Origin of the sequence: Marinobacterium nitratireducens (assembly GCF_014645375.1) — a bacterium.
Taxonomy (GTDB): Bacteria; Pseudomonadota; Gammaproteobacteria; order Pseudomonadales; family Balneatricaceae; genus Marinobacterium_A; species Marinobacterium_A nitratireducens.
On the sequence record NZ_BMLT01000022.1, the window covers coordinates 22,346 to 40,198 of the forward strand.

A 17,853-nucleotide genomic window follows, 5' to 3' on the forward strand; every position below is an offset into this window, starting at 1 on the left:
CCGGCGCGCGCCGCCTGCAGACTTCTCTGCCAAGGTCCCAGAGCCAATTGAGCCGACCCGGAGCGGTCGACGTGCCACAGCCGGTGTCGGCCCGCCCGGGAACCCGATATACTCTAGGGCTGTCGACGGTTTCAGGCTATCTACTGTCAAAAACCCGTTCGGCTTGCTCTGCCAACAGCAACAGCCCCCAGTCTGGTCTTAGCGTCGGGACGATTTATGGACAAAATTCTGGTACGCGGCGCACGCACGCACAACCTCAAGGACATCGACCTCGAGATCCCCCGCGACAGGCTTGTCGTGATCACCGGTCTGTCGGGCTCGGGCAAGTCGTCGCTGGCGTTCGATACTCTCTATGCCGAGGGGCAGCGCCGCTATGTCGAATCGCTTTCGACCTACGCCCGCCAGTTCCTGTCGGTGATGGAGAAGCCCGACGTCGATCATATCGAGGGACTTTCGCCCGCCATTTCGATCGAGCAGAAATCGACCTCGCACAACCCCCGCTCCACCGTGGGCACCATCACCGAAATCTACGACTACCTGCGCCTGCTATTCGCCCGCGCCGGCGAACCGCGCTGTCCGGATCACGACCTGCCGCTGGCCGCGCAGACCGTCAGCCAGATGGTCGATCAGGTGCTGGCGCTGCCCGAGGGCACCAAGCTGATGCTGCTGGCGCCTGTGGTGCAGGGCCGCAAGGGCGAGCACCTGCACACGCTCAGCGAATTGCGTACCCAGGGCTTCGTCCGCGCCCGTATAGACGGTATCGTCACAGACCTCGACAGCGCCCCTGACCTCGACAAGAACCGCAAGCACGACATCGAGGTGGTCGTCGACCGCTTCAAGGTGCGGGAAGACCTGGCAACCCGCCTGGCCGAATCGTTCGAAACCGCGCTCGAGCTCACCGACGGTCTGGCCAAGGTCGCGTATATGGATGGAGACGGTGAGGACCTGATCTTTTCCGCGCGCTTCGCCTGCCCGGTCTGTGGACACAGTATCCAGGAGCTGGAGCCGCGGCTGTTCTCGTTCAACAATCCGCACGGCGCCTGCCCGAGCTGCGACGGTCTGGGCGTACGCCAGTACTTCGACCCGTCCAAGGTGGTCCAGGATGCCAGCCTGACCCTGTCCGAAGGCGCGATCCGTGGCTGGGACCGGCGTAACCTGTACTATTACCAGCAGCTGCAGGCCGTAGGCCAGCACGCGGGCTTTACCATGGACACGCCCTTTTATGCCCTGGAGGAGCGCCACAAGAAGCTCATCCTCGAAGGCAGCGGGCGCGAGAACATTCCGTTTCGCTACGTCAACGATCGCGGCGACAGCATCGAGAAAGCGCATCCCTTCGAGGGCGTACTGAACAATCTCGAGCGCCGCTATCGCGAAACGGAATCGGAGATGGTGCGCGAAGACCTGGCGAAGTACCTCAACATGCAGTCCTGCCCCTCCTGCCATGGCAGTCGCCTGCGTCGCGAGGCGCGCCACGTCTATATCGACGAGCGCACCCTGCCGGAAGTCACCCGGCTGGCCATCGGCGAGTGCCACCGCTATTTCGAGCAGCTGAAGCTTAGCGGCAAGCAGGGTGAAATCGCCGACAAGATACTCAAGGAAATTCGCCTGCGTCTGTCGTTTCTGGTCAATGTCGGCCTCGACTACCTGTCGCTCGACCGCAATGCCGATACCCTTTCCGGCGGCGAAGCCCAGCGCATACGCCTCGCCAGCCAGATCGGCGCGGGACTCGTCGGCGTCATGTACATCCTCGACGAACCCTCGATCGGCCTGCATCAGCGTGACAACGAACGCCTGCTGCAGACGCTGGAGCACCTGCGGGACCTCGGCAACACCGTAATTGTCGTCGAGCACGACGAGGATGCGATTCGCCTGGCGGACTACGTGATCGATATCGGCCCCGGCGCCGGCGTCCACGGCGGTCAGGTCGTGGCCCGCGGCACCCCTGCCGAAGTCATGGCCAATCCCGAGTCGATGACCGGCCAGTACCTCTCCGGCAGCCGCCGTATCGAAGTTCCGCCCAAGCGACATCCGGTCGACGAGCAGAAACTGCTGCGCCTGACCGGCGCCAGAGGCAATAACCTCAAGGACGTCGACCTGGAAATACCGGTCGGGCTTTTCACCTGCATTACCGGCGTCTCGGGCTCCGGCAAGTCGACGCTGATCAACTCCACCCTCTATCCGGTCGCCGCCACCGAGCTGAACCACGCTACCACACTCGACGCCGCGGAACACCGAGCTGTCGAAGGGCTGGAGCATTTCGACAAGGTCATCGACATCGACCAGAGTCCGATCGGACGCACCCCGCGCTCGAACCCGGCCACCTATACCGGGATCTTCACCCCGATCCGCGAACTGTTCGCCGGCACCCAGGAAGCCCGCTCACGCGGCTACAAGCCCGGACGCTTCAGCTTCAACGTCAAGGGCGGGCGCTGCGAAGCCTGTCAGGGCGACGGCGTGATCAAGGTCGAGATGCACTTCCTGCCGGACATCTACGTACCCTGTGACGTCTGCAAGGGCAAGCGCTACAACCGCGAGACGCTGGAAGTGAAATACAAGGGCCGCAGCATCCACGAGGTGCTGGAAATGACCGTAGAAGAAGGCCGCGAATTCTTCGATGCCATCCCGGCTCTCTCGCGACGCCTGCAGACGCTGATCGACGTGGGGCTGGCCTATATCCGGCTCGGCCAGGCCGCTACCACGCTGTCGGGCGGAGAGGCGCAGCGGGTCAAGCTCGCCAAGGAGCTGTCCAAGCGCGATACCGGCAAGACGCTCTATATTCTCGACGAACCCACCACAGGATTACATTTCTACGATATCCAGCAGCTGCTCAACGTCCTCAACCGTCTGCGTGACCACGGCAACAGCATCGTCGTCATCGAGCACAACCTGGACGTGATCAAGACCGCCGACTGGATCGTCGACCTGGGCCCCGAAGGCGGCACCGGCGGCGGCGAGATCATCGCTACCGGCACGCCCGAAGAGGTCGCGGCCTGCGGGCACTCGCACACAGGGCGGTTCCTGAAGCCGTTGCTTGAAGCGCAGCGGCGGAGCGAGGCGGGATAAGCGGGATAAGCGGGTGACAGGTGACGCGTCCAATGTATAGGTCCTTGTAGGTTGGGTGAGGCCGGTAGGCCATAACCCAACAGCCGACAGTGCCGGCAGATAACAGTCGATATGATGGGTTACGCCGCTGCAAGTCCGTGCAATACGGCCGGGAACCGTCGATAGCGGCTTCCCCCATCCTGCCCGGCTTGATCCACCCTACTCCACTACTTACAACCCTATTTCGCGGCGGGGCGCCGCTCCTACGGTGGCTACCATCGAGTCACGCCTCACCTGTCACGCATCAAGCATCACCCCAAAACAAAAAAACCCGACCATAAGGTCGGGTTTTGTGTTTTGCGCTTAGCTGAAGAGTTTAGTCTTCAGCAGACTCGTCGGCTACAGACTGATCGACCGGACGGTCAACCAGTTCTACGTATGCCATCGGAGCATTGTCGCCGGCACGGAAGCCGCATTTCATAATGCGGACGTAACCGCCCGGGCGGGTTGCATAGCGCGGGCCCAGCTCGTTGAACAGCTTGCCTACGGCTTCTTTGCTGCGGGTACGAGAGAAAGCCAGGCGGCGGTTAGCCACGCTGTCAGTCTTGGCCAGTGTGATCAGCGGCTCGGCAAAGCGGCGCAGTTCTTTCGCCTTCGGCAGTGTGGTCTTGATCAGTTCGTGTTCGAACAGAGACACTGCCATGTTTTTGAACATCGCTTTGCGGTGCGCACTGGTACGATTAAAGTGACGACCAGATTTACGATGACGCATTTGTTAAGTCCTTACCAACTTAGTCAGTACAGATCGCTGCCTCAGGACGCGACCTTATCGTCGTTCTTAAGGCTGGCCGGAGGCCAGTTCTCAAGACGCATGCCCAGAGACAAACCTTTGGATGCCAGGACGTCCTTGATTTCGGTCAGCGACTTCTTGCCCAAGTTCGGTGTCTTCAACAGCTCGACCTCGGTGCGCTGAATCAGGTCACCGATATAGTAGATCTGTTCTGCTTTCAGACAGTTGGCGGAACGGACAGTCAGTTCCAGATCATCAACCGGGCGTAGCAGAACCGGATCGATCTCCGGCTCGGCCGGCTCATCCTTGGCCTGATCCGCCGCATCCTCCAGATCCACGAATACAGCCAGCTGCTGCTGCAGGATAGTTGCAGCGCGGCGGATGCACTCTTCCGGATCGATGGTTCCGTTGGATTCGATGTCGATAACCAGCTTGTCCAGGTCGGTACGCTGCTCGACACGCGCGCTTTCTACGACGTAGGAAACGCGACGAACCGGGCTGTAGGTAGCGTCCAGCTGCAGACGGCCGATAGCACGAGTCTCTTCCTCCTCCCCGATGCGAGCATCAGCCGGAACGTAACCGCGTCCGCGGGTTACCTTCAGCTGCATGTTCAGGCTCGCACCTTCGTTCAGGTGAGCGATCACGTGTTCCGGGTTTGCAATCTCAACATCCTGGTTCAGCTGGATATCGCCAGCGGTAACCGGGCCCGGTTCGGATTTGCTCAGGGTCAGGGTAGCTTCTTCACCGTTGTAAAGGGCTACCGAGACGCCTTTCAGGTTCAGCAGGATCTCAATGACATCCTCCTGAACGCCTTCAATGGTGCTGTACTCATGCAGCACGCCATCGATCTCGACTTCCGTGAAGGCAAAGCCCGGCATGGAAGAGAGCAGAATACGGCGCAGCGCATTACCCAGCGTGTGGCCAAAACCACGCTCCAGCGGCTCGAGAGTCACCTTCGCGCGAGTTTTGCTGATTTCCTGCACGTCGATGTGACGCGGGCTTAGAAACTCGTTTACAGAACGCTGCATAGTTCCACCAATAAAGTGTTCAAGAATTACTTGGAGTACAGCTCGACGATCAGGTGCTCGTTGATGTCGGCGGACAGATCGCTGCGCTCAGGAAGGGCCTTGAAGGTACCTTCCATTTTGCCTGCGTCTACCTCAACCCACTCAACGGGGGCACGCTGAGCAGCCAGCTCCAGAGCGTTCTTGATACGCAGCTGGTTCTTGGCCTTCTCACGAACTGCGACCACGTCACCGGCTTTCACCTGGTAGGATGCGATGTTCACGACCTGACCGTTAACGGTGATCTGGCGGTGAGACACGATCTGACGGGACTCCGCGCGAGTAGAGCCGAAGCCCATGCGGTACACCACGTTGTCCAGACGACCTTCCAGCAGCTGGAGCAGGACTTCACCAGTCGCTCCGGTGCGGCGGGCCGCTTCTTTGTAGTAGTTACGGAACTGACGTTCCAGAACGCCGTAGGTACGACGTACTTTCTGTTTTTCGCGCAGCTGCAGACCGTAGTCGGACAGACGTCCCCGGCGCGCGCCGTGCATACCCGGAACAGCTTCTGCTTTGCATTTGCTGTCCAGTGCACGAACGCCGCTCTTCAGGAACAGATCTGTACCTTCACGGCGAGACAGCTTGCACTTAGGTCCAAGATATCGGGCCATTTTACCGTCTCCAGTTTATACGCGACGTTTCTTCGGCGGACGGCATCCGTTGTGCGGAATCGGCGTCACGTCCGTGATGTTTGCAATTTTGTAGCCACAAGCGTTCAGTGCGCGCACTGCCGACTCACGACCGGGCCCAGGGCCCTTGACAAACACGTCGAGATTTTTCAAACCATACTCCAGAGCCGCCTGACCGGCGCGCTCAGCTGCAACCTGTGCAGCGAACGGGGTGCTCTTACGGGAACCACGGAAGCCGGAGCCACCGGAAGTTGCCCAGGAAAGCGCGTTACCCTGGCGATCGGTAATGGTGATGATTGTGTTGTTAAAAGAGGCATGGATGTGCGCGAAGCCATCCACTACCTGCTTTTTAACCTTTTTGCGTGTGCGATTGCCTGGCTTAGCCATATCGGAAATTCCTATCGCTTACCACTTACTTACGGATCGGCTTGCGCGGACCTTTGCGCGTACGCGCGTTGGTCTTGCTGCGCTGACCACGTACCGGCAGATTGCGGCGGTGACGCAGGCCACGGAAGCACCCGAGATCCATGAGACGCTTGATGCTCATGTTGACCTCACGGCGCAGATCGCCCTCAACAGACAGCTTGGTAACTTCGCCACGAACGTTATCGAGCTGCTCTTCGGAGAGATCGGCGATTTTGGTGCTCGGTGCGATACCGAGGTTTTCGCAGATCTTCTGGGCGGTAGTGCGGCCAATCCCGTAAATGTAAGTAAGAGAAATTACCGCATGCTTATTGTCAGGAATATTGACGCCAGCTATACGGGCCATTCAATTTACTCCGTCTCAGAGCGCCCATTGACTTCCAAATGGGCGCCATAATAATTCTTACGTTCGTGGAAGGCGCGCAATATTACACCCTGATCAAAAATAAATCAAGGAAACACGCCTTCCTCGACGTCCTTAACGCCAGGAATTAACCCTGACGCTGCTTGTGACGCGGTTCTACTTTGCAGATCACGCGCACGGAACCGTTGCGACGTACGATCTTGCAGTTACGGCAAATCTTTTTGACAGATGCGCGTACTTTCATGATCCACTCCAACTGACGATATCAGCGCAGGAAACCCGCGCCACCGCCTTTGAGGTTAGATTTCTTCATCAGGGACTCGTACTGGTGAGACATCAGATGCGACTGCACCTGAGCCATGAAGTCCATGACCACAACTACCACGATCAGAAGTGAGGTACCGCCGAAGTAGAACGGCACGTTCCATGCCACCACCAGGAACTGCGGCATCAGGGATACCGCGGTGATGTACAGAGCGCCGAACAGAGTCAGACGGCCCAGCACGGTATCGATATAGCGTGCGGACTGCTCACCGGGACGAATACCCGGGATAAATGCACCTGATTTCTTCAGGTTGTCTGCTACGTCGCGGGGATTGAATACAATCGCCGTGTAGAAGTAGCAGAAGAACACGATGCAGATGGCAAACAGCAGGATGTAGAGCGGCTGGCCCGGACCGAGCGCAAGCGCGATATCCTGCAGCCATTCCATGCCTTCGGTCTGGCCAAACCACTGGCCGACCGAAGCCGGGAACAGCAGGATGCTGGACGCAAAGATGGGCGGAATGACACCGGCCATATTGACCTTCAGCGGCAGATGGCTCGACTGCGCCGCGTAGACGCGACGGCCCTGCTGACGCTTCGCGTAGTTGATGGTAATGCGGCGCTGGCCGCGTTCCATGAACACCACGAAGGCGACGGTGGCAACTGCCATCACCGCGATCGCCAGCAGCGCCAGGATGTTGAGATCACCCTGACGTGCCGCTTCAAAGGACTGACCGATCGCACTCGGCAGACCGGCCACGATACCAGCGAAGATCAGAATCGAGATACCGTTGCCGATACCGCGCTCAGTCACCTGCTCACCGAGCCACATCAGGAAGACTGCACCGGCGACCAGCGTGACGACAGCTACGAAGTAGAAGCTGATGTCCGCACTGAACGCGACGCCCTGGTTGGCCAGGCCCACCGCCATGCCGAACGACTGAATGGTCGCCAGCACCACGGTACCGTAGCGGGTGTACTGATTGATTTTGCGGCGACCCGCCTCACCCTCTTTCTTCAATTGTTCAAGCTGCGGGCTCACCACCGTCATCAGCTGCATGATAATGGATGCAGAGATGTACGGCATGATACCCAGTGCGAGGATACTCATTCGCTCCAGCGCACCACCCGAGAACATGTTGAAGAGACTGAGAATGGTCCCCTGATTCTGCTCAAACAAGGCGGCCAGACGATCCGGGTTGATCCCCGGCACCGGGATATGAGCCCCGATGCGGTACACAATGATCGCCAGCAGCACGAATCTGAGACGTGCCCAAAGCTCGCCCAGTCCGCTCTGCATGCCCGCCGGTATCTGTCCTTGTTTAGCCATTTACGCCTCGACTTTGCCGCCTGCAGCCTCGATTGCAGCTTTCGCGCCCTTGGTCACTTTAAGACCGGAGACGGTAACTGCTTTGCCGATCTCACCGGACAGGATCACCTTAGCCACTTTGATATCGTGGTTAATGAGATCCGCCGCTTTCAGCGCGGCCAGATCGATGACTTCTGCCTGCACGCCGCTCAGTTCGCCCAGGCGAACTTCTGCAACGTAACGGGCCTTGCGGGAATTGAAGCCGAACTTCGGCAGACGACGCTGCAGCGGCATCTGGCCGCCTTCAAAACCCGGCTTCACAGTGCCGCCGGAGCGGGACTTCTGACCTTTGTGACCGCGGCCACCGGTTTTACCCAGACCAGAACCGATACCACGACCAACGCGTTTCGGGGCCTGCTTGGAACCAGCACCAGGGCTCAGAGTGTTCAGACGCATGTGACGAACTCCTCTTACTCGCCTTCTACACGAACCATGTAGTTGACTTTGTTGATCATGCCACGGACCGCCGGAGTGTCTTCCACTTCAACAGTGTGACCGATACGACGCAGGCCGAGACCTTTAACGCACAGCTTATGCTTCGGCAAAGTGCCGATCGGGCTGCGCACCAGAGTTACCTTCAAAGTGTTAGCCATCGTCGATTACCCCAGGATCTCTTCTACGGTCTTGCCACGCTTGGCAGCGACGTCTTCCGGCGCGTTCATGTTCTGCAGACCCTTGATGGTTGCGCGAACAACGTTAACCGGGTTGGTCGAACCGTAGCACTTGGCCAGGACGTCGTGGACACCAGCCAGTTCCAGTACGGAACGCATGGCGCCACCGGCGATGATACCGGTACCTTCGGAAGCCGGCTGCATGTAGACCTTGGACGCACCGTGACGGGCGTTGACCGGGTACTGCAGCGTGCCACCGTTGAGTTCGACGCGAACCATGTTGCGACGCGCCTGCTCCATTGCTTTCTGGATAGCGACCGGCACTTCGCGCGCCTTGCCACGACCGAAACCAACGCGGCCATTGCCATCACCGACGACGGTCAGTGCGGTGAAGCCGAAGATACGACCGCCCTTGACCACTTTAGCGACACGGTTGACCTGTACCAGCTTCTCCTGGAGGTCGCCGTCTTTCTGTTCGTGATTTGCCATTATCGACCCCCTTAGAATTCCAGGCCGTTTTCACGGGCTGCGTCAGCCAGTGCTTTAACACGACCGTGGTATTTGAAGCCGGAACGGTCGAAAGCAACCTTGGTAATGCCAGCTTCTTTGGCGCGCTCTGCGATCAGGTTACCGACCTTCTGAGCGGCTTCTACGTTACCGGTAGCGCCTTCGCGCAGATCCTTCTCGACGGTCGAGGCAGAGGCCAGAACCTTGCCACCGTCAGCGGAGATGACCTGAGCGTAGATATGACGCGGAGTGCGGTTAACGCACAGACGTACAGTGTCAAGCTCGCGCATTTTCAGGCGGGAGCGACGTGCACGACGGATTCGAGCTTGTTTCTTAGCGTTCATAACCCTGCCTTACTTCTTCTTCGCTTCTTTACGGCGAACATATTCGTCAGCGTAGCGAACACCCTTGCCCTTGTAAGGCTCAGGCGGACGGAAGCCACGCACCTCTGCTGCGACCTGGCCAACACGCTGCTTATCAGCACCGCTGATTACGACGGTGGTCTGGTTCGGGCACTCTGCAGAAATGCCTTCAGGCAGTTCGTAGTCGATCGGATGGGAGAAGCCCAGCGTCAGGTTGACGGTGTTGCCCTTGACGGCAGCACGGTAACCGACACCCTGCAGTTCCAGGGTCTTTTTGAAGCCTTCGCTGACACCGATGACCATGTTGCTCACCAGGGAGCGAACGGTACCGGACAGAGCGTTGGCCTGTTTGCTGTTGTCAGCCGGCGCGAAGACCAGAGAGCCTTCTTCCTGCTTGACTTCGACGTTCGGATGAACGTCCAGAGACAGCTGACCGTTTTTGCCCTTGGCGTTGATGGTGCGACCGTCGATCTTGATATCGACGCCTGCCGGTACGACTACGGGTTTTTTACCTACTCGAGACATAATTAACCCCTTAGAATACCGTGCAGATCACTTCACCACCGACACCAGCGGCACGGGCAGCACGATCGGTCATCACACCCTTGTTGGTGGAGACGATCGCGACGCCGAGACCACCGGCCACTTTCGGCAGGTCGTTTGCGGCCTTGTAGATGCGCAGACTCGGACGGCTTACGCGCTTGATTTCCTCGATGACAGGCTTGCCTTCGAAGTACTTCAGCTCGACGTTCAGAACCGGCTTCACATCACCTTCTACTGCGTAATCGGCGATGTAACCTTCTTCCTTCAGCACTTTGGCAATAGCTACCTTCTGCTTGGAAGAGGGCATGGATACGGCCTGCTTCTGCGCCATATGGCCGTTACGGATACGGGTAAACATATCCGCCAGTGTATCTTGCATGCTCATGCGTTTAACTTCCTCTCATGTGCAGCTTGGTGCGGTAGCAGGACGCGTCGCGCCCTGCCCTGACCACCATGCTTACCGTAAAACCAGCTTACCAGCTGGCCTTTTTCAGACCCGGCACATCGCCGCGCATAGCCGCTTCACGCAGTTTGTTACGGCAGATGCCGAACTTGCGGTAAACGGCGTGCGGACGACCGGTCAGCTGGCAGCGACGCTGCTGACGGGCCGGGCTGGCATCGCGCGGCAGCTTCTGCAGCGCGACCAGTGCGTCCCAGCGCTCGTCTTCGGAAGAAGACGGGCTGCTGATGATTGCTTTGAGCTGAGCACGCTTTTCGGCGTACTTGGCTACGGTCTTTGCACGCTTGACTTCACGTGCCTTCATTGATTCTTTAGCCACGATATCCCCCTATCACTTCTTGAACGGGAAGTTCAGGGCAGCCAGCAGGGCACGACCCTCTTCATTGGTCTTGGCAGTGGTGGTGATGGTAATGTCCATACCACGCAGCTTATCCACCTTGTCGTAGTCGATTTCGGGGAAAATGATCTGCTCTTTGACACCCATGCTGTAGTTGCCGCGACCGTCGAACGACTTCGGGTTCAGACCACGGAAGTCACGGATACGCGGGATCGAGATGTCGACCAGGCGATCCAGGAATTCCCACATCTGCTGACCACGCAGGGTCACCTTGCAGCCGATCGGCCAGCCTTCACGCACTTTGAAGCCCGCGATGGACTTGCGTGCCAGGGTCACGACCGGTTTCTGACCGGCGATGGCCTGCATGTCGGCAACAGCGTTTTCCAGCTGTTTCTTGTCGCCCAGAGCTTCACCGACACCCATGTTCAGGGTGATCTTGGTGACGCGGGGGACGGCCATGATGTTCGGCGAGCTCAGCTCGTCTTTCAGCTGCTGCCGAACGGTATCGTTGTAAAGCGCTTTCAGTCTAGACATGACAACAACCCCCTTATCCGCCAATGACTTCGCCGTTGGACTTGTAGATGCGCACCTTGGCGCCGTCCTCGAGCACTTTGAAGCCGACGCGGTCGCCCTTGCCGGTCTGCGGATTGAAGATCGCCACGTTGGAAGTTGCCAGCGAGGCTTCCTTCTCAACGATGCCACCGGCCTTGCCCTGCATCGGGTTCGGCTTGGTGTGCTTCTTCACCATGTTGATGCCGGAGACGATCAGGCGATCGTTGGCCAGCACGCGCAGCACCTTGCCACGCTTGCCCTTGTCCTTACCTGCGATGACGATGACTTCATCGTCGCGTCGAATCTTGCGCATGTTATACCTATGTCGTTTCCTGCTACCCTCTCATGCTCAAAAACGCCAAACCCTTTCGGGAGTGGCGTTTTCAAAGTACTCGGTCTTGTTATGACCGGGTCTTAGAGCACTTCAGGCGCCAGGGAAATGATCTTCATGAACTTCTCGGAGCGAAGCTCACGCGTTACCGGGCCGAAGATACGAGTGCCGATCGGGGCGTCGTTCTGGTTCAGCAGGACCGCCGAGTTGGTATCGAAGCGGATCAGCGAACCGTCGGGACGACGAACACCCTTGCGGGTACGTACTACAACAGCCTTCAGTACCTGGCCTTTTTTCACCTTGCCACGCGGAATCGCTTCTTTGACAGTCACCTTGATGATGTCACCGATGCGGGCGTAGCGACGATGAGAGCCGCCCAGGACCTTAATGCACTGCACACGCTTGGCGCCGCTGTTGTCAGCGACATCAAGCATCGATTCAGTCTGAATCATGGTCTACTCCAAAAATAATATCGTTCCGCCCGGGCACTGCTGTACAAACTTCAGACAGCGACCAGGCGAATCGTCAACTGGAGCAAAGGCGCAATATATTACACCTTCGCTGCGCGCTCTTCAATACGAACCAGCGACCAAGTTTTGGTCTTGGACAGCGGACGGGTTTCCGCGATGGTTACCCAGTCACCGACCTGACACTCGTTCTTCTCGTCATGAGCGTGCAGCTTGGTCGAGCGTTTTACGTATTTACCGTAAATCGGGTGCTTTTCCTTACGCTCAACCAGAACCGTGATGGACTTGTCCATCTTGTCGCTGACCACTTTACCGGTCACGGTTCGAGTACGTTTTTCAGCGCTCATACTTAGTCACCTGCCTTTTCGTTCAGTACAGTCTTCACACGAGCAATGTCGCGACGAACCTGGCTCAACAGGTGGTTCTGCGCCAGCTGACCAGTTGCCTTCTGCATGCGCAGGTTGAACTGGTCCTTCAGGAGACCCAGCAGTTCCTGCTGGAGCTCGTCTACGGACTTATCACGCAGTTCGGTCGCTTTCATCACATCACCGTCCGCTTAACAATGGTGGTCGATACAGGCAGCTTGGCAGCAGCCAGCGCGAATGCCTCGGCAGCCAGAGACTCCGGAACGCCGCTCATTTCGAACAGCACTTTACCCGGCTGGATCTGGGCAACCCAGTATTCAACGTTGCCCTTACCCTTACCCATACGGACTTCGAGAGGCTTGGTGGTGATCGGCTTGTCAGGGAAGACGCGGATCCAGATCTTACCGCCACGCTTGACGTGACGAGTCATGGTACGACGCGCAGCTTCGATCTGACGTGCAGTGATGCGACCACGGCCAGTGGCCTTCAGGCCGAACTCGCCGAAGCTTACCTTGCTACCGCGCTGTGCCAGGCCGCGGTTGCGACCTTTGTGCATCTTGCGGAATTTCAGTCGTTTCGGTTGCAGCATTGACGTCTACCTCACTTAGCTTTCTTCTTGGGCGCGTTCTTCTCGGCACGCACCTGCTCGATGCCGCCCAGAATTTCGCCCTTGAAGACCCAGACTTTAACGCCGATCACACCGTAAGTGGTGTGCGCTTCGTAGGTAGCGTAATCGATGTCCGCACGCAGAGTGTGCAACGGGACACGACCTTCGCGATACCATTCGGTACGAGCGATTTCGGCACCACCCAGACGACCGCCCAGCTGAATCTTGATGCCCTTGGCACCCAGACGCATGGCGTTCTGAACCGCGCGCTTCATGGCGCGACGGAACATCACGCGACGCTCCAGCTGACCTGCAACGTTCTGGGCAACCAGTTTGGCGTCCAGTTCCGGCTTGCGCACTTCTTCGATGTTGATGTGAACGGGCACACCCATCATCGCGGAAACGGCGTTGCGAAGTTTTTCGACGTCTTCGCCTTTCTTGCCAATCACGATACCCGGGCGGGCAGTGTGAATGGTGATCTTTGCGTTCTGCGCCGGACGTTCGATTTCGATACGGCTAACAGATGCATTGCTAAGCTGCTTCTCCAGGTACTCACGTACCTGCAGGTCGTTCAGCAGCTTGCTGGCGTACTCGCCCTTGTCGGCATACCAGGTGGAGGTATGGTCTTTTACGACGCCAAGGCGAATACCGGTCGGATGTACTTTCTGACCCATTTCGAACTCTCCTAGCTCAGCGCTTAGTCGGCTACCTTGACGGTAATGTGGCAGGTACGCTTCAGAATACGATCAGCGCGACCTTTCGCACGCGGCTTGATGCGCTTCATGCTCATGCCTTCATCGACAAAAGCAGTGGAAACGCGCAGATCATCAATGTCGGCACCTTCGTTGTGCTCCGCGTTAGCGATAGCAGACTCCAGGACCTTCTTGACAATCGCCGCACCTTTTTTGGGGCTGAACGCCAGGATGTTCAGAGCTTCACCCACAGACTTACCGCGGATCTGGTCAACGACCAAGCGAGCTTTCTGGGCGGACAGGCGGGCGCCTTTCAATTTAGCGGCAACTTCCATCTCTTATCCCCCGTTACTTCTTCTTGGCCTTTTTGTCGGCCGCATGACCGCGGTAAGTACGCGTAGCCGCGAACTCGCCCAGTTTGTGGCCAACCATGTCTTCGGTGATGAACACCGGCACATGCTGGCGACCGTTATGAACTGCAATCGTCAAACCGACAAAGTTCGGGAAGATCGTGGAGCGACGGGACCAGGTCTTCAGCGGACGACGGTCGTTGCTCTCGATTGCAGCTTCTACCTTTTTCAGCAGGTGAAGGTCGATAAAGGGACCTTTCTTCAGTGAACGTGGCACAGCTGTATCCTCAGATTAGTTACTTGGCAGAACGACGGCGTACGATGAGCTTATTGGTACGCTTGTTCTTACGGGTCTTATGACCTTTAGTCGGAACACCCCACGGAGTAACCGGATGGCGACCGCCGGAAGTACGGCCTTCACCACCACCATGCGGGTGATCGACGGGGTTCATAGCGACACCGCGAACGGTCGGACGAACACCACGCCAGCGCTTGGCACCGGCTTTACCCAGTTGACGCAGGCTGTGTTCGCTGTTGCCAACCTCACCGAGGGTCGCGCGACACTCGACCAGCACCTTACGCATCTCGCCGGAGCGCAGACGCAGAGTGGCATAAGCGCCTTCACGTGCCACGAGCTGAGCGGAAGTGCCCGCGGAACGTGCCAGCTGTGCACCCTTACCGGGCTTCAGTTCTACACAGTGGATCGTGGAACCCACCGGAATGTTGCGCAGCGGCAGAGTGTTACCGACTTTGATGTCGGCGGTCACGCCGGATACGACAACTGCACCAGCCTTCAGGCCTTTCGGTGCGATGATGTAGCGACGCTCACCGTCAGCGTATTTCAGCAGAGCGATGTGCGCGGAACGGTTCGGGTCATATTCCAGACGCTCGACCGTTGCCTTGATACCGTCCTTGTTGCGACGGAAGTCGACCAGACGGTAGTGAGCTTTGTGACCACCACCGATGTGACGGGTGGTGATACGGCCGTTGTTGTTACGACCGCCGGACTTGCTCTTCTTCTCAACCAGCGCAGCGAAGGGCTTGCCCTTGTGCAGCTCCTGGTTGACAACCTTGACCAGATGACGACGTCCAGCAGAGGTCGGCTTAGTCTTGATAACTGCCATGATCTAACCCCTTTTATTCGCCAGCCAGGAAATCGATTTCGGAACCTTCCGCCAGACAGACATATGCCTTGCGAACATCGCTCCGCTTGCCAACGCCGCGCATGGTGCGCTTGGTCTTGCCCTTGACGTTGACGATGTTGACGCCTTTCACCTTGACGTTGAAAAGCTCTTCAACAGCTGCCTTGATTTCCGGCTTGGTAGCATCTTTTGCCACACGGAACACGACCTGCTGAGAACCCTCAGCAACGATAGTCGCCTTCTCGGAGATGTGCGGCCCCATCAGTACCTGATAAATGCGACCCTGATTCATGCCAGTACCTCCTCGATTTTCTTCAGAGCAGGTACAGTCACCAGCACCTTCTCGAAGCCAACCAGGCTGACAGGATCAATGCCAGCAGCGTCACGCACATCGACGTGCGGCACGTTACGAGAAGCCAGGTACAGGTTCTGCTCGACGTCTTCAGTGATCAGCAGAGCGTTTTTCAGCGACAGCTCGTTCAGCTTGGCGATGAACTGCTTGGTCTTCGGCGACTCGACTGCGAAGTCTTCGACGACAACCAGACGGTCCTGACGAACCAGCTCGGAGAAAATGCAGCGCAGCGCAGCGCGGTACATCTTCTTGTTCACCTTCTGAGCGTGCTCACGCGGCTTGGCAGCGAAAGTTACGCCACCGGTGCGCCACAGCGGGCTACGGATAGTACCGGCGCGCGCACGGCCAGTACCTTTCTGACGCCACGGCTTGGCACCACCGCCGGACACTTCCGAGCGGGTTTTCTGGGCTTTAGTGCCCTGACGAGCGCCGGCCAGGTATGCATTTACAACCTGGTGAACCAGTGCTTCGTTGAATTCTTTACCAAAAGCCAGGTCGGAAACTTCAACCGAACCGTTAGCTCCAGCGAGATTCAGATTCATGTCAATCCCCCTTAGGCGCCAGCTTTGACAGCCGGTTTAACGATAACGTCACCGCCGATCGAACCCGGCACGGCACCTTTGACCAACAGCAGGTTACGCTCGGCATCGATGCGAACGACTTCCAGAGTCTGAACGGTTACACGCTCAGCACCCATGTGACCTGCCATTTTCTTGCCTTTCCAGACACGACCAGGAGTCTGACACTGACCAATAGAACCCGGAGCACGGTGAGACAGAGAGTTACCGTGGGTGGCGTCCTGAGTGCGGAAGTTCCAGCGCTTTACAGCACCCTGGAAACCCTTACCCTTGGATTCACCGGTAACGTCAATTTTCTGACCTGCTTCGAAGCGCTCAACCGTCAGCGCATCGCCGACGTTGATTTCTTCGTCACCCGACAGGCGGAACTCCCACAAACCGCGACCGGCTTCCACGCCAGCCTTGGCATAGTGACCCGCTTCCGGCTTGCTCAGCCGGTTAGCTTTACGGGCACCAGCGGTGACCTGAACGGCGGCATAACCGTCAACTTCGACGGATTTCACCTGGGTCACACGGTTCGGCTCGACCTCGATGACGGTGACTGGCACGGATACGCCATCTTCAGTGAAGACACGGGTCATACCCGCTTTACGTCCGATAAGACCTACAGCCATGATTTTAAAACCTCTTGCCAGTTGTGTACGGGGCTGTTACCCACTACGGCTGCCCTTTTCAGGGACATTCCACAAATAGCGCTTCATTAAAATGAATTTGCCAAGTGCTTGAATTAGCCGAGGCTGATCTGCACTTCTACGCCCGCTGCGAGATCCAGCTTCATCAGAGCGTCGACGGTTTTCTCCGTCGGCTCGACGATGTCCAGAACACGCTTGTGAGTGCGGATTTCGTACTGGTCGCGCGCGTCTTTGTTGACGTGCGGAGAAACCAGAACGGTGTACCGCTCCTTGCGGGTGGGAAGTGGGATCGGACCACGCACCTGAGCGCCCGTCCGCTTTGCAGTCTCTACGATCTCCAGAGCGGAAGAGTCGATCAGGCGATGATCAAACGCCTTCAGACGAATTCGAATTTTCTGATTCTGCATTTCGATCACACTTAATCTAAGTTTTCGAACGGCAATAGCCGGCCTCCCCTACTACGAGGGGACGCAAATTCTACTCAGCTGCACAAGCAGCGTCAAGCAGAAAGGTTAATTAATAAACAACCCGTGGGAGCCGCGCCCCGCGGCGAATCATTGCCAATACCGACACGGCCGCTCCTGCGCATCCCTGCGCCCGCGGCATACCGTTCATCCTGAACATAAAAAAGGCCCTCCGAAGAGGGCCTTTCTAACGCATCAGATCAGAAACTGATCTTAGGCGAGGATCTTGGATACAACGCCGGCACCAACGGTACGGCCGCCTTCGCGGATTGCGAAGCGCAGACCTTCTTCCATGGCGATCGGGTTGATCAGGGTAACGGTCATCTGGACGTTGTCGCCCGGCATGACCATCTCGACGCCTTCCGGCAGTTCACAAGCACCGGTGATGTCGGTGGTACGGAAGTAGAACTGCGGACGGTAGCCCTTGAAGAACGGAGTGTGACGACCGCCTTCTTCCTTGCTCAGTACGTAGACTTCGCCTTCGAACTGAGTGTGCGGAGTGATGGAGCCCGGCTTGGCCAGAACCTGGCCACGCTCGACTTCGTCACGCTTGGTG

Annotated in this window: 30 protein-coding genes; 1 reads left to right on the plus strand and 29 read right to left on the minus strand. The window is 57.8% G+C overall.

Annotation, left to right across the window (positions count from 1 at the left end):
* Window positions 1-216 precede the first annotated feature (216 nt).
* Window positions 217-3,063: an excinuclease ABC subunit UvrA gene (uvrA, locus tag IEX85_RS23355; protein WP_188863057.1), complete on the plus strand. Its 2,847-nt coding sequence runs from the start codon at window positions 217-219 to the stop codon at window positions 3,061-3,063.
* A 355-nt stretch (window positions 3,064-3,418) separates the two neighbouring features.
* Here the strand turns inward: uvrA and rplQ are convergent, their stop codons facing one another.
* The 29 genes from rplQ to IEX85_RS23500 form a co-directional block, all read right to left on the minus strand.
* A complete protein-coding gene (gene rplQ / locus IEX85_RS23360) occupies window positions 3,419-3,814 on the minus strand; it encodes a 50S ribosomal protein L17 (protein WP_188863058.1) in 396 nt (131 codons plus the stop codon).
* Between the two features lie 41 nt (window positions 3,815-3,855).
* The gene (locus IEX85_RS23365) at window positions 3,856-4,860 is read right to left on the minus strand and encodes a DNA-directed RNA polymerase subunit alpha (protein ID WP_188863059.1); all 1,005 of its coding nucleotides are present in this window, start codon (window positions 4,858-4,860) and stop codon (window positions 3,856-3,858) included.
* A gap of 26 nt (window positions 4,861-4,886) precedes the next feature.
* Window positions 4,887-5,507: a 30S ribosomal protein S4 gene (gene rpsD / locus IEX85_RS23370; protein WP_188863060.1), complete on the minus strand. Its 621-nt coding sequence runs from the start codon at window positions 5,505-5,507 to the stop codon at window positions 4,887-4,889.
* Between the two features lie 15 nt (window positions 5,508-5,522).
* A complete protein-coding gene (rpsK, locus tag IEX85_RS23375) occupies window positions 5,523-5,912 on the minus strand; it encodes a 30S ribosomal protein S11 (protein WP_188863061.1) in 390 nt (129 codons plus the stop codon).
* Between the two features lie 25 nt (window positions 5,913-5,937).
* Complete coding sequence (rpsM, locus tag IEX85_RS23380) at window positions 5,938-6,294, minus strand: 30S ribosomal protein S13 (protein ID WP_188863062.1); 357 nt, start codon at window positions 6,292-6,294, stop codon at window positions 5,938-5,940.
* A gap of 145 nt (window positions 6,295-6,439) precedes the next feature.
* Window positions 6,440-6,556 carry a 50S ribosomal protein L36 gene (gene rpmJ / locus IEX85_RS23385; protein WP_007021200.1) on the minus strand — a complete coding sequence of 39 codons (117 nt, stop codon included), beginning with the start codon at window positions 6,554-6,556 and terminating at the stop codon, window positions 6,440-6,442.
* A 21-nt stretch (window positions 6,557-6,577) separates the two neighbouring features.
* A complete protein-coding gene (gene secY / locus IEX85_RS23390) occupies window positions 6,578-7,906 on the minus strand; it encodes a preprotein translocase subunit SecY (protein ID WP_188863063.1) in 1,329 nt (442 codons plus the stop codon).
* Complete coding sequence (rplO, locus tag IEX85_RS23395; RefSeq protein ID WP_188863064.1) at window positions 7,907-8,341, minus strand: 50S ribosomal protein L15; 435 nt, start codon at window positions 8,339-8,341, stop codon at window positions 7,907-7,909.
* A gap of 14 nt (window positions 8,342-8,355) precedes the next feature.
* Window positions 8,356-8,538: a 50S ribosomal protein L30 gene (gene rpmD, locus IEX85_RS23400; RefSeq protein WP_188863065.1), complete on the minus strand. Its 183-nt coding sequence runs from the start codon at window positions 8,536-8,538 to the stop codon at window positions 8,356-8,358.
* A gap of 6 nt (window positions 8,539-8,544) precedes the next feature.
* Complete coding sequence (gene rpsE / locus IEX85_RS23405; protein ID WP_188863066.1) at window positions 8,545-9,045, minus strand: 30S ribosomal protein S5; 501 nt, start codon at window positions 9,043-9,045, stop codon at window positions 8,545-8,547.
* An 11-nt stretch (window positions 9,046-9,056) separates the two neighbouring features.
* The gene (gene rplR, locus IEX85_RS23410; protein ID WP_188863067.1) at window positions 9,057-9,407 is read right to left on the minus strand and encodes a 50S ribosomal protein L18; all 351 of its coding nucleotides are present in this window, start codon (window positions 9,405-9,407) and stop codon (window positions 9,057-9,059) included.
* A gap of 9 nt (window positions 9,408-9,416) precedes the next feature.
* On the minus strand, window positions 9,417-9,950 hold the full coding sequence (rplF, locus tag IEX85_RS23415) for a 50S ribosomal protein L6 (RefSeq protein WP_188863068.1): 534 nt from the start codon (window positions 9,948-9,950) through the stop codon (window positions 9,417-9,419).
* 10 nt (window positions 9,951-9,960) lie between these two features.
* On the minus strand, window positions 9,961-10,353 hold the full coding sequence (rpsH, locus tag IEX85_RS23420; RefSeq protein ID WP_188863069.1) for a 30S ribosomal protein S8: 393 nt from the start codon (window positions 10,351-10,353) through the stop codon (window positions 9,961-9,963).
* Window positions 10,354-10,441: 88 nt separating this feature from the next.
* Complete coding sequence (gene rpsN / locus IEX85_RS23425) at window positions 10,442-10,747, minus strand: 30S ribosomal protein S14 (protein WP_188863070.1); 306 nt, start codon at window positions 10,745-10,747, stop codon at window positions 10,442-10,444.
* 12 nt (window positions 10,748-10,759) lie between these two features.
* Window positions 10,760-11,299 (minus strand): 50S ribosomal protein L5, encoded by a 540-nt coding sequence (gene rplE / locus IEX85_RS23430; RefSeq protein WP_188863071.1) that lies wholly within the window; start codon window positions 11,297-11,299, stop codon window positions 10,760-10,762.
* 13 nt (window positions 11,300-11,312) lie between these two features.
* Window positions 11,313-11,630, minus strand: coding sequence for a 50S ribosomal protein L24 (rplX, locus tag IEX85_RS23435; RefSeq protein ID WP_188863072.1), 318 nt, complete (start codon window positions 11,628-11,630; stop codon window positions 11,313-11,315).
* A gap of 101 nt (window positions 11,631-11,731) precedes the next feature.
* Window positions 11,732-12,100 carry a 50S ribosomal protein L14 gene (gene rplN / locus IEX85_RS23440; protein WP_188863073.1) on the minus strand — a complete coding sequence of 123 codons (369 nt, stop codon included), beginning with the start codon at window positions 12,098-12,100 and terminating at the stop codon, window positions 11,732-11,734.
* 98 nt (window positions 12,101-12,198) lie between these two features.
* Window positions 12,199-12,462 carry a 30S ribosomal protein S17 gene (gene rpsQ, locus IEX85_RS23445; protein WP_188863074.1) on the minus strand — a complete coding sequence of 88 codons (264 nt, stop codon included), beginning with the start codon at window positions 12,460-12,462 and terminating at the stop codon, window positions 12,199-12,201.
* A 2-nt stretch (window positions 12,463-12,464) separates the two neighbouring features.
* The gene (gene rpmC, locus IEX85_RS23450) at window positions 12,465-12,656 is read right to left on the minus strand and encodes a 50S ribosomal protein L29 (RefSeq protein ID WP_188863075.1); all 192 of its coding nucleotides are present in this window, start codon (window positions 12,654-12,656) and stop codon (window positions 12,465-12,467) included.
* Complete coding sequence (gene rplP, locus IEX85_RS23455; RefSeq protein WP_188863076.1) at window positions 12,656-13,069, minus strand: 50S ribosomal protein L16; 414 nt, start codon at window positions 13,067-13,069, stop codon at window positions 12,656-12,658. The genes rpmC and rplP overlap by 1 nt, the downstream gene beginning before the upstream one ends.
* A gap of 11 nt (window positions 13,070-13,080) precedes the next feature.
* Complete coding sequence (gene rpsC / locus IEX85_RS23460; protein WP_188863077.1) at window positions 13,081-13,761, minus strand: 30S ribosomal protein S3; 681 nt, start codon at window positions 13,759-13,761, stop codon at window positions 13,081-13,083.
* 23 nt (window positions 13,762-13,784) lie between these two features.
* On the minus strand, window positions 13,785-14,114 hold the full coding sequence (gene rplV, locus IEX85_RS23465) for a 50S ribosomal protein L22 (protein ID WP_188863078.1): 330 nt from the start codon (window positions 14,112-14,114) through the stop codon (window positions 13,785-13,787).
* Between the two features lie 13 nt (window positions 14,115-14,127).
* Window positions 14,128-14,406 carry a 30S ribosomal protein S19 gene (rpsS, locus tag IEX85_RS23470; RefSeq protein ID WP_188863079.1) on the minus strand — a complete coding sequence of 93 codons (279 nt, stop codon included), beginning with the start codon at window positions 14,404-14,406 and terminating at the stop codon, window positions 14,128-14,130.
* A 19-nt stretch (window positions 14,407-14,425) separates the two neighbouring features.
* A complete protein-coding gene (gene rplB / locus IEX85_RS23475) occupies window positions 14,426-15,253 on the minus strand; it encodes a 50S ribosomal protein L2 (protein WP_188863080.1) in 828 nt (275 codons plus the stop codon).
* 13 nt (window positions 15,254-15,266) lie between these two features.
* Window positions 15,267-15,563, minus strand: coding sequence for a 50S ribosomal protein L23 (gene rplW / locus IEX85_RS23480; protein WP_188863081.1), 297 nt, complete (start codon window positions 15,561-15,563; stop codon window positions 15,267-15,269).
* Window positions 15,560-16,165: a 50S ribosomal protein L4 gene (gene rplD, locus IEX85_RS23485; RefSeq protein WP_188863082.1), complete on the minus strand. Its 606-nt coding sequence runs from the start codon at window positions 16,163-16,165 to the stop codon at window positions 15,560-15,562. Before rplD ends, rplW begins: the two co-directional genes overlap by 4 nt.
* 11 nt (window positions 16,166-16,176) lie before the next feature.
* A complete protein-coding gene (rplC, locus tag IEX85_RS23490) occupies window positions 16,177-16,815 on the minus strand; it encodes a 50S ribosomal protein L3 (RefSeq protein ID WP_188863083.1) in 639 nt (212 codons plus the stop codon).
* 113 nt (window positions 16,816-16,928) lie between these two features.
* Window positions 16,929-17,240, minus strand: a complete 312-nt coding sequence (gene rpsJ, locus IEX85_RS23495) for a 30S ribosomal protein S10 (protein ID WP_188863084.1) — start codon at window positions 17,238-17,240, stop codon at window positions 16,929-16,931.
* 270 nt (window positions 17,241-17,510) lie between these two features.
* On the minus strand, window positions 17,511-17,853 hold a 343-nt coding region (locus IEX85_RS23500), incomplete at its 5' end, for an EF-Tu C-terminal domain-related protein (RefSeq protein WP_505719096.1).

What these genes read in the sequence shown, in the direction of transcription:
- rpmD (WP_188863065.1), bottom strand. Translation starts at nt 8,538, where the DNA reads ATGGCTAACACTTTGAAGGTAACTCTGGTGCGCAGCCCGATCGGCACT.
- rpsE (WP_188863066.1), bottom strand. Translation starts at nt 9,045, where the DNA reads ATGGCAAATCACGAACAGAAAGACGGCGACCTCCAGGAGAAGCTGGTA.
- rpmJ (WP_007021200.1), bottom strand. Translation starts at nt 6,556, where the DNA reads ATGAAAGTACGCGCATCTGTCAAAAAGATTTGCCGTAACTGCAAGATC.
- secY (WP_188863063.1), bottom strand. Translation starts at nt 7,906, where the DNA reads ATGGCTAAACAAGGACAGATACCGGCGGGCATGCAGAGCGGACTGGGC.
- rplC (WP_188863083.1), bottom strand. Translation starts at nt 16,815, where the DNA reads ATGGCTGTAGGTCTTATCGGACGTAAAGCGGGTATGACCCGTGTCTTC.
- rpsJ (WP_188863084.1), bottom strand. Translation starts at nt 17,240, where the DNA reads ATGCAGAATCAGAAAATTCGAATTCGTCTGAAGGCGTTTGATCATCGC.
- rpsQ (WP_188863074.1), bottom strand. Translation starts at nt 12,462, where the DNA reads ATGAGCGCTGAAAAACGTACTCGAACCGTGACCGGTAAAGTGGTCAGC.
- rplP (WP_188863076.1), bottom strand. Translation starts at nt 13,069, where the DNA reads ATGCTGCAACCGAAACGACTGAAATTCCGCAAGATGCACAAAGGTCGC.
- IEX85_RS23365 (WP_188863059.1), bottom strand. Translation starts at nt 4,860, where the DNA reads ATGCAGCGTTCTGTAAACGAGTTTCTAAGCCCGCGTCACATCGACGTG.
- rplF (WP_188863068.1), bottom strand. Translation starts at nt 9,950, where the DNA reads ATGTCTCGAGTAGGTAAAAAACCCGTAGTCGTACCGGCAGGCGTCGAT.
- rpsK (WP_188863061.1), bottom strand. Translation starts at nt 5,912, where the DNA reads ATGGCTAAGCCAGGCAATCGCACACGCAAAAAGGTTAAAAAGCAGGTA.
- rplD (WP_188863082.1), bottom strand. Translation starts at nt 16,165, where the DNA reads ATGAATCTGAATCTCGCTGGAGCTAACGGTTCGGTTGAAGTTTCCGAC.
- rplV (WP_188863078.1), bottom strand. Translation starts at nt 14,114, where the DNA reads ATGGAAGTTGCCGCTAAATTGAAAGGCGCCCGCCTGTCCGCCCAGAAA.
- rplE (WP_188863071.1), bottom strand. Translation starts at nt 11,299, where the DNA reads ATGTCTAGACTGAAAGCGCTTTACAACGATACCGTTCGGCAGCAGCTG.
- rplW (WP_188863081.1), bottom strand. Translation starts at nt 15,563, where the DNA reads ATGAATCAGGGTCGCATTTATCAGGTACTGATGGGGCCGCACATCTCC.
- rpsC (WP_188863077.1), bottom strand. Translation starts at nt 13,761, where the DNA reads ATGGGTCAGAAAGTACATCCGACCGGTATTCGCCTTGGCGTCGTAAAA.
- rpsM (WP_188863062.1), bottom strand. Translation starts at nt 6,294, where the DNA reads ATGGCCCGTATAGCTGGCGTCAATATTCCTGACAATAAGCATGCGGTA.
- rplR (WP_188863067.1), bottom strand. Translation starts at nt 9,407, where the DNA reads ATGAACGCTAAGAAACAAGCTCGAATCCGTCGTGCACGTCGCTCCCGC.
- rplX (WP_188863072.1), bottom strand. Translation starts at nt 11,630, where the DNA reads ATGCGCAAGATTCGACGCGACGATGAAGTCATCGTCATCGCAGGTAAG.
- rplN (WP_188863073.1), bottom strand. Translation starts at nt 12,100, where the DNA reads ATGATTCAGACTGAATCGATGCTTGATGTCGCTGACAACAGCGGCGCC.
- uvrA (WP_188863057.1), top strand. Translation starts at nt 217, where the DNA reads ATGGACAAAATTCTGGTACGCGGCGCACGCACGCACAACCTCAAGGAC.
- rplQ (WP_188863058.1), bottom strand. Translation starts at nt 3,814, where the DNA reads ATGCGTCATCGTAAATCTGGTCGTCACTTTAATCGTACCAGTGCGCAC.
- rpsH (WP_188863069.1), bottom strand. Translation starts at nt 10,353, where the DNA reads ATGAGCATGCAAGATACACTGGCGGATATGTTTACCCGTATCCGTAAC.
- rpsD (WP_188863060.1), bottom strand. Translation starts at nt 5,507, where the DNA reads ATGGCCCGATATCTTGGACCTAAGTGCAAGCTGTCTCGCCGTGAAGGT.
- rplO (WP_188863064.1), bottom strand. Translation starts at nt 8,341, where the DNA reads ATGCGTCTGAACACTCTGAGCCCTGGTGCTGGTTCCAAGCAGGCCCCG.
- rplB (WP_188863080.1), bottom strand. Translation starts at nt 15,253, where the DNA reads ATGGCAGTTATCAAGACTAAGCCGACCTCTGCTGGACGTCGTCATCTG.
- rpmC (WP_188863075.1), bottom strand. Translation starts at nt 12,656, where the DNA reads ATGAAAGCGACCGAACTGCGTGATAAGTCCGTAGACGAGCTCCAGCAG.